17 protein-coding genes are annotated in these 17,518 nt (G+C 39.4%); 9 read left to right on the forward strand and 8 right to left on the reverse strand.

The window, feature by feature from the left end; translation table 11 throughout:
- Positions 1-24: 24 nt before the first annotated feature.
- Genes PSF42_RS07415 through hemA form a run of 7 tightly spaced genes read right to left on the reverse strand, consistent with a single transcriptional unit; the run spans position 25 to position 6,637 of the window.
- Positions 25-759 (reverse strand): tetratricopeptide repeat protein, encoded by a 735-nt coding sequence (locus PSF42_RS07415; RefSeq protein WP_272679740.1) that lies wholly within the window; start codon positions 757-759, stop codon positions 25-27.
- A 20-nt stretch (positions 760-779) separates the two neighbouring features.
- A complete protein-coding gene (locus tag PSF42_RS07420; RefSeq protein ID WP_125891052.1) occupies positions 780-1,682 on the reverse strand; it encodes a TIGR01212 family radical SAM protein in 903 nt (300 codons plus the stop codon).
- A 12-nt stretch (positions 1,683-1,694) separates the two neighbouring features.
- Positions 1,695-2,549, reverse strand: coding sequence for a 3-deoxy-8-phosphooctulonate synthase (gene kdsA / locus PSF42_RS07425; protein WP_004255137.1), 855 nt, complete (start codon positions 2,547-2,549; stop codon positions 1,695-1,697).
- 46 nt (positions 2,550-2,595) lie between these two features.
- Positions 2,596-3,405 carry an invasion regulator SirB1 gene (gene sirB1 / locus PSF42_RS07430; protein WP_125891051.1) on the reverse strand — a complete coding sequence of 270 codons (810 nt, stop codon included), beginning with the start codon at positions 3,403-3,405 and terminating at the stop codon, positions 2,596-2,598.
- Positions 3,406-3,427: 22 nt separating this feature from the next.
- Positions 3,428-4,261, reverse strand: a complete 834-nt coding sequence (gene prmC / locus PSF42_RS07435; protein ID WP_125891050.1) for a peptide chain release factor N(5)-glutamine methyltransferase — start codon at positions 4,259-4,261, stop codon at positions 3,428-3,430.
- Positions 4,261-5,343, reverse strand: a complete 1,083-nt coding sequence (prfA, locus tag PSF42_RS07440) for a peptide chain release factor 1 (RefSeq protein ID WP_125891049.1) — start codon at positions 5,341-5,343, stop codon at positions 4,261-4,263. Before prfA ends, prmC begins: the two co-directional genes overlap by 1 nt.
- 31 nt (positions 5,344-5,374) lie before the next feature.
- Positions 5,375-6,637, reverse strand: a complete 1,263-nt coding sequence (gene hemA / locus PSF42_RS07445; RefSeq protein ID WP_272679741.1) for a glutamyl-tRNA reductase — start codon at positions 6,635-6,637, stop codon at positions 5,375-5,377.
- Positions 6,638-7,259: 622 nt separating this feature from the next.
- On the opposite strand from hemA, the gene lolB reads away from it, so the two are divergent.
- Genes lolB through prs form a run of 3 tightly spaced genes read left to right on the forward strand, consistent with a single transcriptional unit; the run spans position 7,260 to position 9,792 of the window.
- The gene (gene lolB / locus PSF42_RS07450; RefSeq protein WP_125891047.1) at positions 7,260-7,916 is read left to right on the forward strand and encodes a lipoprotein insertase outer membrane protein LolB; all 657 of its coding nucleotides are present in this window, start codon (positions 7,260-7,262) and stop codon (positions 7,914-7,916) included.
- A complete protein-coding gene (gene ispE / locus PSF42_RS07455) occupies positions 7,913-8,788 on the forward strand; it encodes a 4-(cytidine 5'-diphospho)-2-C-methyl-D-erythritol kinase (protein ID WP_272679742.1) in 876 nt (291 codons plus the stop codon). The genes lolB and ispE overlap by 4 nt, the downstream gene beginning before the upstream one ends.
- Before the next feature lie 56 nt (positions 8,789-8,844).
- Positions 8,845-9,792 carry a ribose-phosphate diphosphokinase gene (gene prs, locus PSF42_RS07460; protein WP_004910604.1) on the forward strand — a complete coding sequence of 316 codons (948 nt, stop codon included), beginning with the start codon at positions 8,845-8,847 and terminating at the stop codon, positions 9,790-9,792.
- A 290-nt stretch (positions 9,793-10,082) separates the two neighbouring features.
- Here prs and ychH read toward each other — a convergent pair whose 3' ends face one another.
- On the reverse strand, positions 10,083-10,355 hold the full coding sequence (gene ychH / locus PSF42_RS07465; protein WP_125891045.1) for a stress-induced protein YchH: 273 nt from the start codon (positions 10,353-10,355) through the stop codon (positions 10,083-10,085).
- 299 nt (positions 10,356-10,654) lie between these two features.
- Between ychH and pth the strand changes: the two genes are divergently transcribed.
- From pth to PSF42_RS07495, 6 genes are all read left to right on the forward strand, one after another.
- On the forward strand, positions 10,655-11,245 hold the full coding sequence (gene pth, locus PSF42_RS07470; protein ID WP_125891044.1) for an aminoacyl-tRNA hydrolase: 591 nt from the start codon (positions 10,655-10,657) through the stop codon (positions 11,243-11,245).
- A 102-nt stretch (positions 11,246-11,347) separates the two neighbouring features.
- Positions 11,348-12,439 (forward strand): redox-regulated ATPase YchF, encoded by a 1,092-nt coding sequence (gene ychF, locus PSF42_RS07475; protein WP_272679743.1) that lies wholly within the window; start codon positions 11,348-11,350, stop codon positions 12,437-12,439.
- 930 nt (positions 12,440-13,369) lie between these two features.
- Complete coding sequence (locus PSF42_RS07480) at positions 13,370-13,708, forward strand: helix-turn-helix domain-containing protein (protein WP_125891042.1); 339 nt, start codon at positions 13,370-13,372, stop codon at positions 13,706-13,708.
- Positions 13,709-13,784: 76 nt separating this feature from the next.
- A complete protein-coding gene (locus PSF42_RS07485) occupies positions 13,785-14,318 on the forward strand; it encodes a fimbrial protein (RefSeq protein ID WP_125891041.1) in 534 nt (177 codons plus the stop codon).
- Positions 14,319-14,489: 171 nt separating this feature from the next.
- Complete coding sequence (locus PSF42_RS07490) at positions 14,490-14,921, forward strand: fimbrial protein (RefSeq protein ID WP_248468362.1); 432 nt, start codon at positions 14,490-14,492, stop codon at positions 14,919-14,921.
- A gap of 38 nt (positions 14,922-14,959) precedes the next feature.
- A complete protein-coding gene (locus PSF42_RS07495; protein ID WP_272679744.1) occupies positions 14,960-17,461 on the forward strand; it encodes an outer membrane usher protein in 2,502 nt (833 codons plus the stop codon).
- Positions 17,462-17,518: the final 57 nt, after the last annotated feature.

Here is a 17,518-nt window from a genome sequence, read left to right on the forward strand (position 1 = left end):
TGAAATAGCATGGCGGTTTAGCTATCACTCACTGAAACAAAACATCTCATTCCCTGCATTTTTTCCTTTTTCGCAGGCTATTTCTCTTAATTTTTTTGCTTTCGCTTGGTCGATGGTGACTGTTCCTGTGTTATCTTCAGAAAATTTAAATGCAGCCATCCACTCTGCATAGCCCGGATAAGTCATCTCATTTGCTTTATCAAACCATTGCTGTGCTTGCTTTTCGTCTTTTGCAACGCCTTTACCATCTAAATAGATAACACCAAGCAAAACAGGCGCAATGAAATAATCTGGGTTATTTAACGCATTAACTTCATTAAGAAGTTCTATCGATTGTTGATAATCCGTTTTGCCTGCAATTGGGTTTATCAATGACTCTGCTAAACTGATTTTTCCACGCGTACTGCCCATTTCAACCGCTTTTGTCGCGTATTTACGGGCATCAGCCAATTCCTGCGAAAAGTAACTATCACTTAATAGATTGATATCCGCCAATAATGCATAACCATCCCCATTACCGTTTTTTGCCGCTTCATTTGCCCATAAACGCGCACTGTTAAGATTTTGTAGGACACCTAAACCGGAAAAATACATTTGAGCAAGTTGATACTGAGCAAGGGCATCTTTCTTGACTGCTTTTTGGTGAGTTTGTACAAATTTTTGTTTATCTTCAGGAGTAATATCAAGTTGAGCTATGGCTTGAAAAGAAAGCGTAATTAGAGATGAAACGATAATAGCTTTATAAGAATTTGATTTCATAGTTGTTCTCATTAAAGAAGTCAAAGCGCGGAGCCTTGCCCTCCCCATTTTAGGAAATATTGATATAAATTATTCATTCCCACCCAATGATTTTCACACCAGTTCGGGGCGAGCAAAGTTGGCTTTCTTGCACTGGCACTGATACGGTGGTAGACAATGTCAGTCGGAGTATGGCGCACCATTTCACCCGCAATTTCAGTATATTCATCCAGAGAAAGCGTTGCCAAACGTCCTGCTCGCCAACTTTTGGCCATCACACTACCTTCGACAATATGTAAAGGGTGAAGTTTGATGCCATCCGTTCCGCACTCAAGGACTTTATCAAGTGTTTGCATATTCATTTGGGCATTTTCACCGGGTAACCCGCAAATCAAATGTGTACACACTTTTAGCCCAAGGCTGCGGGCTTTTTGCGTTGTTTGTTGGTATGCATCAAAACCATGACCGCGATTAATACGATGTAGCGTTTTATCATGAGCACTTTGTAAACCTAGCTCAAGCCATATTTCATAGCCTTGCTGTTGATATTGGCTTAGCAAAGATAACACTGAATCAGGAACACAGTCAGGACGCGTACCTACACATAAACCAATAATATCGGCTTGCAGTAAGGCTTCTTCATAAAGTTGTTTTAATAGGCTCACTTCGGCATACGTGCTGGTATAGGCTTGGAAATAAGCTAAATAACGTTTTGCGCGGGAAATTCGGGTGATCTGTTGGTGAATTTGTTCACTAATAGTTTGAGATGACTGACTTTCATCAGCAAAAGAAGCCACATTACAAAAAGTGCAGCCTCCTCGCCCGAGGGTGCCATCACGGTTTGGGCAATTAAAACCACCATGTAAGGTAATTTTATAAATCTTTTCACCATATCGGCGCTGCAAATCAGCGCCGAACATAGAAACGACTTCAGTGAGTTGCATAAGCCGCCTAACTTAGCGACTCGTATCTAACTCAGGGAAGCTTTTTACAACTTCGTCGATTGCTTTCATTTGCTTTAAGAATGGTTCCAGCTTATCTAATGGCAGTGCTGATGGGCCATCGCAACGTGCGTTGTCTGGGTCTGGATGCGCTTCAAGGAATAACCCGGCAATTCCAACCGCCATTCCAGCTCTTGCCAATTCAGCAACTTGGCCACGACGACCACCAGATGCTGCGCCGAACGGGTCGCGGCATTGCAGTGCATGGGTCACATCGAAAATGACAGGACAGCCTTTTGATGCTTGAACCATGACATTAAAACCAAGCATATCTACAACGAGGTTGTCATAACCAAAGTTTGCACCGCGATCGCAAAGAATAATTTTATCGTTCCCACCTTCGATAAATTTCTCAACGATATTTCCCATTTGTCCTGGGCTGATAAACTGAGGTTTTTTGATATTAATTACTGCGTCTGTTTTAGCCATGGCTGCAACTAAATCTGTTTGGCGAGCCAAGAAAGCCGGTAATTGAATAACATCAACAACTTCGGCAACAGGAGCCGCCTGTGCTGGCTCATGAACATCTGTAATGATTTTTACGCCAAATGTTTGTTTCAACTCTTGAAAAATTTTCATTCCTTCTTCAAGACCTGGGCCACGGTAAGAGTGGATTGATGAGCGGTTTGCTTTATCAAATGATGCTTTAAAAACGTAAGGGATCCCCAACTTTTGGGTCACAGTGACATAATGCTCACACACTTTCATCGCCATATCGCGAGATTCTAATACATTCATTCCACCAAATAACACAAACGGCAAGTCGTTCGCGACATTGATATCACCAATATTGACTACTTTCTGCTGCATACTCTTACCTTTAATATTGAAACAGGGACATTGGCCTGTATGTTAATTAATGTAATACGATTGGATGATTATCCAACGAATAAATTTGTATTTTAATCATTTCAGAAACCGGGTCTTCTGGGCAGTGCTCAATAAAGTAATTGAGATCACTTAACGCCACATGATTACAGTCTAAATGTGCAAGAATTAACCCTCGATCACGAATTTCGTAAGGGTCTTCAGGGTCAAGCGTCAGAAGCGTTTCACAAACTCGCAGCGCTAATTCCATCTTTTTCTCTTCCATTAATGACGCTTTCAATGTGTCAAAAATTTTACGGATGACAACGCTGTTTTCTGCGACATCCAATTGGTCATGGTAAAATTCAGAAAAAGGATCAACGGTTCCTTTGAGCCATAAATTTAATGTGTGTAATGACAAAGACTCACCATTTACAGGGTTAATTACCCATTGGCTGCCATCATTTCTTTCACTGATAAATAATAATTGTGTAGGAAAAATAGCGGGATAAATCGCAATATCAAGGCGCTCGGCAACATACAAAAAGATGGCTCCGAGTGTCACTGGCGTACCTTGCTTAGATGACAGTACTTTGTCTAGCCATAGCATATCTGATAACAGATAAATACCTTCAGCTGGGCCAAATGACCATTCTTGGTAAAAAAGTGAGGTTAACTGCTGAATTTTTGTTTCGTTATCAGCGGTTAAATCGATACAAGACTTGGCTGATGAGACTAAGCCGTCTAACTGAGCTTGCACTTTCATCAGCGGGAAATCATGACGGATACATTGTGAAACAGTCATGATCCCTTCACTTAAAGGGAGTTGATTAAATTCTATATTCGCTATGGTTTTCATTACATTCCCAGTGCTATGCCACTTAACCATTCCATTGACCGAGTGAAATTCGCTCTCTTCCACCATAATCAAGACAGGTCTCAATTTTGGTGTACCCATGTACTTTAAATAAATCACGCACCGCAAGACCTTGTGTCCAGCCATGCTCAAGAAGCAGCCACCCTTGATTTTTAAGATATTTTCTGGATTCTTTAATGATGTAAATTAGATCGGCCAAGCCTTCATCCTTAGCCACCAGAGCGGTTAACGGCTCAAATCGCACATCACCTTCACTGAGGTGAATATCATTTTCATCAATATAAGGTGGATTACTGATAATCATATCAAATTGTTGAATTGATAGTGAAGCAAACCAATTACTTTGTATAAAATTGACATTGGAAATATTCAAACGCTGTTGATTTCGTTGTGCTAAAGCAACCGCATCAGGATTAAAATCCACACCAATAACCTGACTTTTCGGCATTTCCGATGCTAAGGCTAATGCAATCGCCCCTGTCCCAGTGCCTAAATCTAAAATGTGATTTTTTTGCTCTGTTAACCGAGATAAGGCTTGTTCAACAATACATTCTGTATCTGGTCGAGGTATTAATGTTGCAGGAGAGACATAAAGAGGAAGGGACCAGAACTCACGTTCACCGACAATATAGGCGATAGGCTCACCTTTCTCACGGCGTTGCAAAAGTAATTCAGCCTGTTGGAATTCTTCGACGTTGAGCTCTGTCTCCCCAAATGCAAAAAGATAGGTACGACTACGGCCTGTGACATGTTCCAGTAAAATTTCAGCATCTCGCTTCGCGCTGTCACTTGCAGACAGCCGATTAGCTGCCTGCTTGACCCATTCGGTATACTGCATTATTCCTGCTCAGACAACGCAGAAAGTTGGTCTGCCTGATATTCGTTGATGATAGGTTGGATAAGAGAATCCAGTTTTCCTTCCATTACTTCATCCAAACGGTATAACGTCAAGTTAATACGGTGATCGGTCACTCGGCCTTGAGGGAAATTATAGGTACGAATACGGTCAGAACGGTCACCAGAACCTAAAAGATTACGGCGCTCAGAAGCCTCTGCGGCTTGACGTTTATCCATTTCAGCTTGGCGAATACGTGCACCTAATACAGACATCGCTTTTGCTTTATTTTTATGCTGTGAACGCTCATCTTGGCACTCAACAACGATACCGGTTGGTATATGGGTAATACGAATTGCAGAATCGGTGGTGTTAACGTGCTGACCACCCGCGCCTGATGAACGGAAGGTATCAATACGTAAGTCCGCAGGGCTGATTTCAGGCAACTCAGCTTCCGGTAGCTCAGGCAAAATCGCCACAGTACAAGCAGATGTATGAATACGACCTTGAGATTCAGTTTCAGGAACACGTTGAACACGATGGCCGCCCGACTCAAATTTTAAGCGTCCATAAACGCTATCACCCGAAATTTTCGCGATAACTTCTTTAAAACCGCCATGTTCACCATCACTCGTGCTCATGAGTTCAACACGCCAACGGTTGTTTTCCGCATAACGGCTGTACATACGGAATAAATCACCCGCAAAAATTGCTGCTTCGTCTCCCCCTGCTCCTGCACGGATTTCAACGAAACAGTTATATTCATCATCAGGATCTTTCGGCAACAGCAACAATTGTAATTGCTGTTCAAGCTCTTCATTGCGCGCTTTAGCTTCTTTTAGCTCTTCTTGAGCCATTTCTTTCATTTCAGGATCGTCTAACAACATTTCAGCTGTTTCGATGTCATCCTGTACTGTGCGCCACGCGCTAAAACATTTAGCAACATCAGATAATTGAGCATATTCTTTTGATAAAGCACGAAAACGGTCTTGATCGGAGATTACCCCTGCATCAGCAAGGTGCGCTTCAATTTCTTCGTAGCGTTCTTGTAATGCTTCTAGTTTTGCGACAATAGAAGGCTTCATTCGTTATATAAGACCTATGATTAAAATGTGGTTATTGATGGTCCAGCCCTAAGCTGTCCCTAAGTAGATTTAGACGCTCAATATCGCCATTTCCTGCAGCTTGCTGCAAAGATTTAGTTGGAGCGTGAATAAGGCGGTTGGTTAATTGTTGCGATAATTGCATGATCACTTGCTCAGGATCTGTACCTTGACGGATAGCCGTCAAAGCCTTTTCAGCCATGTTTGCCCGAATGGCCTCAGCTTGTTCTCTGTAATCGCGAATTGTAGACACTGCCGCTTGTGAGCGCAACCAATCCATAAAGTGGCTACTTTCTTGCTCAACAATGTATTCAGCTTCAACGGCTGCGGCTTTTCGCTGAGCAAGGTTCTGTGCGATGATAGACTCTAAATCATCCACAGTATAGAGATAAACATCTCTTAATTTTTCAACATCTTGTTCGATATCACGAGGAACGGCAATATCAATTAATAACATCGGCTTACTACGACGTACTTTCATTGCACGCTCGACCATCCCTTTCCCAATGATAGGTAAAGGACTCGCCGTTGAACTGATGACAATATCCGCTTCAGCTAAACGATTATCAATATCCGATAACGAAATGACTTGCGCATTGACCTCATTGGCCAATAGCTCCGCTCGCTCACGTGTTCGGTTCGCTATCATCATTTTTTGTACGCCGTGTTCACGCAAATGACGAGCCACAAGTTCAATAGTTTCCCCTGCGCCAACTAACAAAATATTTAAATGCTTAAGTGATTCAAATATTTGACGAGCAAGCGTACAAGCCGCAAATGCTACGGAAACGGCATTTGCACCAATATCGGTTTCTGTACGCACACGCTTTGCAACAGAAAACGATTTTTGGAAAAGGCGTTCAAGTTCGCTCGATAACGAATGGTTACCTTGCGAAAGTGCAAATGCCTTTTTTACTTGCCCTAATATTTGCGGTTCACCCAGAACCAAGGAATCCAAACCACTCGCCACACGCATTAGGTGACTAACAGCCTGGTCGTCTTGGTGCCAATATAAACTTGGCTGTAAATCTTTTTGGGTTATACCATGAAAATCACACAACCATTTTACTAGCTGTTCTTGAGCTCGCTCTTGTGATTCAAGGCTCAAATAAAGCTCAGTTCTATTACAGGTAGACAGCACAACACCACCATTAACTTGAGGCTGTTTGAGAAGCTCCTCAAGTGCATGGTCAATTTTTTCAGGACCAAATGTTACCCGCTCACGCAGGGCTACTGGTGCTGTTTTATGGTTGATGCCTAAGGCTAATAAGGTCATTGTGCTTTACGACTTACTCACATTGCTTACAGTGCTAATTATTTTCAATATTATTTAATGGGTCTTTCCCACCGATTAAGTAATATTGTTATTTATATTGTTCTATTGTAGATGATCCGCGTCTCTCTTTCTACGGTTTGCATAAGCCTATCCTTCAGAAAGATGACCCACGCCAAAAAATAAACCGAAAAAATAGACGTAATGACGATTTTATCAATCAAAACCGAACATAATTTTATCGTTTATCTATGTTATATAAAACTGATTATCAGCCATATCATTATTAACTATAATAAATTAACTGCGATAAGATGCATAGAGGATGCTATTATTTCGCACAGAAAGCAAATGGTGACGGGTGAAGTCTATCCTGATAACTTAACGTCACATGAGACCAAACTGGATTGGCCTAATAACATTTTTTGGGAACCATCTCCCCTGTCAATACACTATGTTATTTGTATACAAACGGTAAATCATTTACAGGTTTTTATCCGCAAGGTATATCATCTGGTGCAATAAATGACTCTGATGGCCTTAATGCGCTAAACTGAACATCTTTAAATGCAAGTAACTCAATTAGAGACTGCTATCAGCGCCCAATACAACTTTGAGATTTGATATGCAATTAACTCAAACTTTGCCCTTTATGCACATAAATAAACATTTTTTTCGCCTATTGCCACTTTCATGTGTCTTGCTAACCGCCTGCGTGACAACGTCACAAACAACCACTAAAGGAACCAGCTCCGCATCCGATGCTAAGTGGAAAGCACATCAACAAGAATTGAGTCAGTTACGTGACTACCAGACACGTGGCTCCTTTGCCTATAATGGAGGGGAGACAAAAACGTACGCTAAGTTTTTTTGGCAACAATATACGCCAGAAAAATACCGTTTATTGTTAACTAATCCGTTAGGCTCCCGCGAACTTGAACTGACCGTTGAACCTGATTTAGCTCGACTCACCACTAAAGATGGCCAAACTCATATGAGTGACGTACCAAGCGAACTTATTTATCAGCTCACTGGTATGGAAATTCCAATTGATGACCTAACCGCATGGTTAACAGGCTCCCCTGGGCGTGCTACTGATTTCACCTTAGATGAAAATCACCTGCTAAAAAGTGTCACCTTTAAAAGTAATGGTGAAACATGGCAACTCAACTATATTTCCTATGACAGCAAAACAACACCAATGCTGCCGAATTACCTTGAGTTACGCCAAGGGGACAGGCTTATCAAATTGAAAATGGATAGTTGGACACTGAAAAAATGACGTTAACATGGCCTTCTCCGGCAAAATTAAATCTTTTTTTATACATCACAGGCCAACGCCCTGATGGTTATCATGAGTTACAAACTCTATTTCAATTTGTTGATTATGGCGATGAAATCACCATCACAACACGTGATGATGACCAGTTAAATTTATTGACCAATATGCAAGGGGTTCCCCCCGAGAAAAACCTAATTTTACGCGCAGCTAAATTATTACAGTCCTATTGCCGTGAGACCTTACAGCACAGAGCCCCATTAGGTGCTGATATCCATATCCATAAAATATTACCCATGGGCGGTGGTATTGGTGGGGGCTCATCAAACGCAGCAACCACCTTAATTGCGCTTAACGAACATTGGAACACACAGCTTTCTGATGAAGTCCTTGCGCAATTAGGCGCATCATTAGGTGCAGATGTCCCTGTGTTTGTTCACGGGCATGCTGCTTTCGCCGAAGGGGTTGGCGATATTTTAACCAAAGCTTCCCCTATAGAGAAATGGTATCTGGTCGCTCATCCCGGAATTGAAATATCAACCCCGATGATCTTCACAGATCCACAATTAAATCGAAATTCTCCAAAACTCTCTCTAGCCGCATTATTACTGGCTCCGTACGCAAATGACTGCGAACCAATCGCAAGAAAACGTTTTCGTGAGGTTGAACAGCTTGTTTCTTGGCTGTTAGAATATGCTCCGTCTCGCCTTACAGGAACAGGCGCATGTGTTTTTTCTGAATTTGAAACACAAGCGGATGCCCTGCAGGTGTTAAATAAAGCCCCATCGTGGGTGCAAGGGTTCGTCGCTCAAGGCGTTAACGTTTCCCCACTGCACAAGTTCCGCGCTGGGATAACCCGTGTATTGCACCAATAAGCCTTGTCGCTGTTGGTCAACAATATCTCTCTGGACGCAAGCCTGAGGTTTTTCTCGTGCCCGATATGAAGCTTTTTGCTGGTAACGCTACACCGGAACTAGCACAACGTGTTGCTAACCGCCTTTACACTAATCTTGGAGACGCGGCTGTTGGTCGTTTTAGCGACGGCGAAGTCAGTGTTCAAATTAATGAAAATGTCCGCGGTGGTGATATTTTTATCATCCAGTCAACTTGTGCACCAACCAATGATAACCTGATGGAACTGGTTGTTATGGTCGATGCCCTACGCCGTGCATCTGCTGGTCGTATTACCGCTGTTATCCCTTACTTCGGTTACGCAAGACAGGATCGTCGCGTACGTTCTGCCCGTGTACCAATCACCGCTAAAGTTGTTGCCGATTTTCTGTCAAGTGTAGGTGTAGACCGTGTGCTCACTGTCGATTTACACGCAGAGCAGATCCAGGGCTTCTTTGATGTTCCTGTGGATAATGTATTTGGTAGCCCTATTCTTCTGGAAGATATGTTGCAGAAGAATTTGGAAAACCCAATTGTTGTATCTCCAGACATCGGCGGCGTGGTACGTGCTAGAGCTATCGCAAAACTCCTGAACGACACTGATATGGCTATTATTGACAAACGTCGCCCACGTGCGAACGTTTCTCAAGTTATGCATATCATTGGTGATGTTTCAGGCCGTGATTGCATCTTAGTGGACGATATGATTGATACCGGTGGTACTCTGTGCAAAGCAGCTGAAGCGCTGAAAGAACGTGGTGCAAAACGTGTATTTGCATACGCAACACACCCGATTTTCTCAGGTAATGCTGTAGACAACATCAAAAATTCAGTCATTGATGAAGTCATTGTTTGTGACACTATTCCTCTTTCTCCTGAAATCAAGGCGCTGAGCAATGTTCGTACCTTAACACTTTCAGGTATGTTAGCTGAAGCTATCCGTCGTATCAGCAACGAAGAGTCAATTTCGGCAATGTTTGAGCACTAATTCTCTAGTATTGAGTTTTAGCGTGCAATCGTGATGAAAAAGTCACAATAAAAATATAAGCCCCTGCAATAACATTTGCAGGGGCTTTATGATTACAAAGATAAATACCTATTTTTATACTTTATAGCCAACCAATCGATAATTTTCAGCTTATCATGGCATAAAAATAACCATCTAAAAAACTCACAGCATTCTCGACAGAAGAGCAAAACTCTTATGAGTTTTACTCCTCTTAATGCCTAATTATCAAACTCGTCCACCATTATCAACAATTAATTGCTCTAGATTATTTATGGATAGCGGTGATTATCTCTGCGTGAATGATAATGTTGTTTTAACTGCCAGTAACGGTCTGCAACTTTTTCACGGCCGCCGATCCTAGCTCCCACTAACCATACCATCGCACCAATAAAAATGCCGAATAAGGAACCATTAGTGATAAGTTCTGAAAGGCCTAAGTTAACGATATGAGAGAATAAGTTGACACCGATACTCCCGATCATCAACACCATTCCGATCCCCATAAAGACATTACCAAGAATATATGCGTTTTTCCGTTTCATATATACCTCCAGTACCAGTAAACTGATAAGTAAGCATGTGTAAATAAATTCGGTCGTACTTTATATTTATGTAATGATTATAGTGCATTAAGTAAAATTTTTTGCGATGAGCATCACAAGGAAGGAAGTTGGCAAGAATATCTACACAAAAAGTGCTTTTCATCAAAAAATCAGAAAACCCGAATAGTTTTTATGGCAATTATAATCATGGTGATTTTATCTATTACAATTTTGTACATCCTGCATTTCACAAGGTAAACTAGGGCATTATTTTCATAACTGATAGTGAAATCACCACCGTGAGCAAAATTAAGTTAATTGTTGGACTTGCCAACCCGGGTGCTGAATATGCACAAACGCGCCACAATGCCGGTGCATGGTATGTTGATTTATTGGCTGAGCGCCATAATCAGCCACTGAAAGAAGAAGCTAAATTTTTTGGTTATACCGCACGCATTAATATGGGCGGTAATGACATTCGACTGTTGGTTCCAACCACATTTATGAACCTAAGTGGTAAATCTGTCGCCGCTATCGCCAATTTTTATCGCATCAATCTCGATGAAATTTTAGTCGCCCATGATGAGCTCGATTTACCACCTGGTGTGGCTAAAATGAAGTTAGGTGGCAGTAATGGCGGTCATAATGGTTTGAAAGATATTCAAAGTAAATTCGCCAATAACCCGAATTTTTATCGTTTACGCATTGGCATTGGCCACCCTGGTGATAAAAACAAAGTCGTTGGCTTTGTTTTGGGAAAACCACCTTTATCTGAACAAAAACTCATTGATGATGCGATTGATGAAGCCGCTAGGTGTACAGATATTCTTCTACAAGAGGGTATGGACAAGGCCATTAATCGTTTACATGGTTTTAAAGCAACCACATAAGAGTTCATTTCATCCGAATCAACTTTTTGTGTATAATCAGCGCCAATTTCTAAACACTGGGTGCAGCACGTGGCTGCCCCTTGCTATTAAGGTGAGAAACATATGGGTTTTAAATGCGGTATCGTTGGTCTGCCTAACGTGGGTAAATCCACTCTATTTAATGCATTGACCAAAGCCGGCATCGAAGCAGCCAACTTCCCTTTCTGTACGATTGAACCAAACACGGGTGTTGTGCCAATGCCAGACCCACGTCTTGATCAATTAGCTGAGATTGTGAAGCCACAGCGTATTTTACCAACGACCATGGAGTTCGTGGATATCGCGGGCTTAGTAAAAGGCGCCTCCAAAGGTGAGGGTCTGGGTAACCAATTTTTAACGAATATCCGTGAAACCGAAGCCATTGGTCATGTTGTCCGTTGTTTTGAAAACGACAATATCATTCACGTTGCAGGCCAAGTTGACCCTGCCGCAGATATTGAAGTCATTAATACTGAATTAGCACTTGCTGACCTTGATACTTGTGAACGCGCTATTCATCGTGTCCAAAAACGCGCAAAAGGCGGCGATAAAGACGCAAAAGCAGAGTTAGAAACCTTAGAGAAATGTTTGCCGCACTTAGAGCAAGCAGGAATGTTACGCACATTAGATTTATCTGCTGAAGATAAAGCGGCTATCCGCTACTTGAGCTTCTTAACATTAAAACCAACGATGTACATTGCTAACGTCAATGAAGATGGCTTTGAAAATAACCCATTCTTAGATGTGGTTTATAAAATTGCAGAAGCCGAAGGCTCTGTAGTTGTTCCCGTCTGTGCAGCGATTGAGTCTGATATTGCAGAACTTGAAGACGAAGAGCGCGATGAGTTTATGGCTGATTTAGGTATCGAAGAACCAGGTTTAAACCGTGTTATTCGTGCTGGATATGAGCTATTAAACCTACAAACCTACTTTACTGCGGGCGTTAAAGAAGTTCGTGCATGGACTATCCCTGTTGGTGCTACTGCGCCACAAGCTGCGGGTAAAATCCATACTGACTTCGAAAAAGGCTTTATTCGCGCACAAACCATCGCATTTGATGACTTTATCCAATACCGTGGCGAGCAAGGTGCTAAAGAAGCAGGTAAAATGCGCGCAGAAGGTAAAGACTATATTGTAAAAGACGGCGATGTACTCAACTTCTTGTTTAATGTGTAAACTTATATTGTAGGTTTACCCTCAAGTAAAAATATCATTAATCAAAAAACAGCATAATATTTGATTTATAAATATAATGCTGTTTTACCTTCTGTTATACCAAAAATACTCACCATTTCTTCTCCTTCTTTTTCTAATTCTAAATAAATAGAATTTAACCTACCTTTATATAATTTCAAATTAACAGTGCTAACAAAGCAAAGTTAAAAAATGTCAGACCAATGGCCAGACCAAGTCATATCTTAAAATATGATAGTAGAAATAGAACACATACCTGTATTTGTTTACTACTTTCAGTAACTCTCTTACTAGGTATAGAGTAAGTTAGAAGAGGCCATAACAATAGCTTTAAGTAAATAGAGCCCTATGGTTTCCCTGTTATAAAAGCATAAATTTTTAGATACGTAAGGAATGGTAAGAAGCCACACATCATCTCCACTAGCTAGTACCATGATTTAATTGTATTTTTTTGTAGATTATTACTCCTATTACAGGTATTAACTAATCACTTGATTTTTCTGCTTATTTTTCATTCCATTCCACTTTTAAAATTATAATCACACTCTCGACGTGTGTTTTTTTGATTAAAATCAATTATTACCGTTACAAATTGAGAGTATTTATTAAAATTTATTAATTTCAGTTAAAAATACCATTTTTAGCATCACTTGTAGTTTAATAATCTAGTAAGCTAACATCTAATTTTGATTTCAAAAAAATTGATAGAAACATCGAATGTTTATAAGTTATTGTTAAATAATAAAAATGATTGAATTGTAAAAAGTGTAAATATAAACAGCTAATTAGATTTCATTCTTTTGGGTTGTTTGATTTAAAAAAAACTACTCATTATAATTGTAAGCACTTAAAGGGAATGCATAAAAGCAAAGTAATTTATTTAATTATTAAACTGAGACCTTTTCATTAATTATGAGTAAAGTTAATAGGGTTATATCCAAATGTGAAACACAAGATAATCTATTTTCTATTTACTGTGGATTAGTTATAAGAAAAATACGCAAAGAGAATGGTATTACAGCTTATGAACTTGCAAAGAAAGTAAATATTTCACAGCAACAGATGTCACGTTATGAACGCGGAATAAATAAAATTAGCATTGATATGCTATTTAATTTAAGCGTAGCACTCGATTGCCCATTTGAAAGAATTATTAAACTTATTATTGCTGAAGTTCAAAAGTCCCCTTCGGATGATGTAATTTCTTTAAGAAATAAGATATCAGCCTCTGATACAATTTATTTTTATTAGTCCATTTAAATATATTTTATTTAAAAATGCATATAAATATTTATATGTATATCTATACTTATCGTTTGAGGAAAAAATGAAAAAAATTATTTTAGCAACCATGATTTCTGGTTTAATGAGTACATCTGTTTTAGCTGTTGATGCAGGGAGTGGTACGGTAACATTTTCTGGTTCTATTATTGACGCGCCATGCTCTATTGCACCCGGTGAAGAAAATCAAGAGGTCCCATTAGGCCAAGTATCTAATGTAACTTTAGATAATGGTGGTGAATCCTCTGCACAACCGTTCCAGATTAAATTGGAAGGTTGTAACCTGAAAGGTGATAATCAAGTTGCTGTCACCTTCAAGGGAACTGAGGCAGGGAAAGATACTGGTTATTTACAGATTACAGGTGATGCTACAGGTGCCGCAGTGAAGATCATGAATTCATCAGGCGCTCAAATTAAAGTTAACTCTAGTGCAAAGCAAAATTATGTTGAAGGAAATAATACATTAAAATTCCAAGCATCCTTAATTGGGCTTAAGTTAGTTGATGCACAAAGCAAAGTTATTCCAGTAACACCAGGAAAATTCCAAGCAGTCACTAACTTTACATTAGCATATAATTAAATAATTTTTTATAAAATGCTATCTCACCACGAGGTTAATAAATCTCGTGGTGTATATTTTAATGGTTATAATATGATAACAAAGAAAAAAGAAACTATTTTGTCATTGTGTTTTTTCTTACTATTACCCTTTTTTAAATGTGCTTTTGCAAAGAGTTCAATGGATTTGATAATGCAAGGTAGCATTATGGATACAGCGTGTAGTATTGATACTGGTTCTTATGAACAATCCATTGATATGGGTATATTACCACTGTCATTAATACAGCAAGAAGGACAAGGACAGGCACAGGATTTTTTTATTACATTAATTGGTTGCAGACTAACATCTTATACAGGCGAACTTTGGAAAACATTTGAAGTTTCATTTGATGGGCCTGTTAGTGGGGATTTTTTTTCGGTATCGGGTTCTGCACAAGGGATAGCATTATTATTAACTGAACCGAATGGAGAATATATTTACCCAGGAAAAAAAACATTACCGAAAAGTATAAAACCCGGGAAATATATTCTGAATTATCAGTTAAAAGTTGTTTCAAATGACACACCGTTACGTGCTGGACAGTATCAGACATCGATCCGTTTCAAACTGGATTATTACTAATAATAAATAAATTATTGCTATATTTTAGGAATGTTTTTATGTCTTCGTTACCTATTTACACACCAAAATTAAAATTGTTAAGTATTCTTATTGGGTTAACAGTCAGTTGTGTGACTTTAACGAGCAATGCGAATAATTATATTGAATTCAATACTGATGTTTTAGATTTAGAAGACAAAAATAACATTGATTTAAACCAATTCTCACGCGCCGGTTATATTATGCCTGGGGTTTATAATTTCACTTTAAAAGTTAATAATGAACAAATATCTGATATTAACATCCCCTATTATTCTGGTGAGAACGATCCTGATGAAAGTCAGCCTTGTTTATCCCCAGAACACGTTAAGCTGCTCGCGCTTACTTCAGAGTCACAGAAAAAATTAACATGGTGGCATGAAGGGCAATGCCTTAATGAGAATAGTTTGCCGGGATTACTACTACGTGGTGATTTAGCTACGTCATCTTTATATGTCAGTATTCCTCAAGCCTACTTAGAATACACATCAGAAAACTGGGATCCCCCTTCTCGCTGGGACAATGGAATATCAGCTTTACTGATTGATTATAATCTGAATGCAAATTCCACAAATTCCTATAATGGGGGACCGAATTCATCTTCAGTAAATAGTAATGGTGTAGCCGGTATCAATTTAGGTGCTTGGCGATTTAGAGCTGATTGGCAAAGTCAATATAACCATACGACAGGAAGTCAAGGCCGCCACCAATCTGATTTCACATGGAATCGTTTTTACGCCTACCGAGCTCTATCTGAATTAAAGGCTAAACTCGTACTGGGTGAGGATTATTTGGCCTCAAATATTTTTGATGGTTTTAGATTTATTGGCGCTAGCTTACAATCTGAGTTAAGCATGATACCACCGAACTTACGTGGATATGCCCCAGAAATAACAGGAATAGCACAAAGTAATGCTACAGTCACTGTTATGCAACAAGGACGGATATTGTATGAAACTCAAGTTGCGCCGGGTCCTTTTCGTATCCAAAATTTAAGTGACGCCATAACTGGAACGCTCAATGTTGCCATAAAAGAGCAAGATGGTTCTATTCAAGAATTTCAAGTTGATACTGCAAATTTGCCTTATCTAACAAGACCTGGACAAGTTCAATATAAATTTGCACTAGGCCAGCCAACGAATATTGATCGCCAAAGTGAAGGGGAAAATTTCATTACAGGTGAATTTTCTTGGGGCATAAGCAATGGTTGGTCTTTAATTGGTGGTAGTTTAAATAGCCAAAATTATAATGCATTATCAATGGGATTTGGGCGGGATTTGCTCGCACTCGGTGCTCTTTCGTTTGATGTTACTCAGTCTATTGCCCGTTTACCCGGTGAAGGAACATTAAGTGGCAGCTCATACCGAATAAACTATTCTAAACGATTTGAAGAATTCGATAGCCAAATACAATTCGCAGGTTATCGCTTTTCAGAACGAAGTTATATGAGTATGAGTGAATTCTTAAATACTCAAAAAACAGGACTACGTAATTATGGAAGTAAAGAGCTATACACCATATCAGTCAATAAAAATTTTCAGGATATAGGATTATCATTATATTTAAATTATAACCATCAGACGTATTGGGATAAAAAAGATAATGATTATTACAGTTTAATGCTATCCAAATATATGGATATTGGCCCAATAAAAAATATGAGTATTAGCTTATCTGCAAATCGTAGTTTTTATAATGGTGTAACCGATGATAGCGCTTATATATCATTATCTTTCCCACTAAGCAACGGAGCGAATGTGGGTTATTCGATGAATACAAGCCGCTATGATACGACTAATCGTGTTTCTTATTATGACAGATTAGATGATAGAACAAATTATCAGGTCAGTGCAGGTGCAAATCGAAAAGGTGGAACTGCAAGTGCTTTTATTTCGCACCAAGGAGATAGCGCTCGCTGGTCAGTTAATGCAAACCATATAAATAACCAATATAGTGCTTTTGGCCTTTCCACTTCAGGTGGCTTAACTTTAACAGGAAAAGGTACGGTTACACATAGAATAAATAATCTCGGGGGAGCTCGTATATTAGTTGATACTGATGATGTTCCAAATATTACGATTCGTGGTATTGGCGTTCCTGTTGAATCAAACCGATTTGGGAAAGCAGTTATTTCGGATGTCAGTAGCTACTATCGAAATAAGGCGCAAATTGATTTAAATAAACTACCTGATGATATTGACGCCCAACAATCCGTTATTCAAGCAACACTAACTGAAGGTGCGGTTGGATATCGTTCATTTTCGGTTATTTCAGGTCAGAAAATTATGGCTGTTATCGCACTTACTGATGGTTCTCATCCACCATTAGGTGCTCAAGTAACAAATAATAAAAAGCAAAACGTTGGGATTGTAGGTGATTTGGGTAATACTTATATAAGTGGAGTTCATCCTTCAGAAACAATGAATGTAACATGGGGTAAAAATATGTCATGTGAAATAACCTTCCCTTCTGAATTAATGAATCGAGAAATTCAAGATAATTTATTACTTCCTTGTAACTAGGTAACAAAAACAATGGCCAAGTAATTATTTATTTTAAATAGATAAAAGTAATATAAA

Origin of the sequence: Providencia sp. PROV032, from assembly GCF_028484875.1 — a bacterium.
Classification (GTDB): Bacteria; Pseudomonadota; Gammaproteobacteria; order Enterobacterales; family Enterobacteriaceae; genus Providencia; species Providencia rettgeri_E.